The organism is Staphylococcus sp. EG-SA-10 (genome assembly GCF_017151945.1).
GTDB lineage: Bacteria > Bacillota > Bacilli > Staphylococcales > Staphylococcaceae > Staphylococcus > Staphylococcus aureus.
The window spans coordinates 1-327 of record NZ_JACVZJ010000060.1 but is presented as its reverse complement, the minus strand read 5'-3'; the positions used below and the strand labels follow the sequence as shown (position 1 = coordinate 327).

Sequence of the window (327 nt, the reverse complement as noted above, 5' to 3'; positions counted from 1 at the left end):
ATCGCTTGCTTCTTTCCTCTCCTTCGGCTCTCGCTTACTCATTTAGCTCTACTAAACTCGTTGCGCTCTTTTCTCGTTTCGTCAGATTCAAACGTTTTCACTTCGCCAAGCCATTTTTCTTTGTGTTTGCTTTTTATTTTGACGTTTTAGACATAAAAAAAGAGACCTTGCGGTCTCAATGCGGCTCATCGCATCCATTTTTGCCTGGCAACGTTCTACTCTAGCGGAACGTAAGTTCGACTACCATCGACGCTAAGGAGCTTAACTTCTGTGTTCGGCATGGGAACAGGTGTGACCTCCTTGCTATAGTCACCAGACATATGAATG

At 44.3% G+C, this 327-nt stretch carries 1 rRNA gene; it reads right to left on the bottom strand.

What is annotated here, in order from left to right:
- Positions 1-202 precede the first annotated feature (202 nt).
- Positions 203-317 (bottom strand): 5S ribosomal RNA (gene rrf, locus IDG45_RS13780).
- Positions 318-327 lie beyond the last annotated feature (10 nt).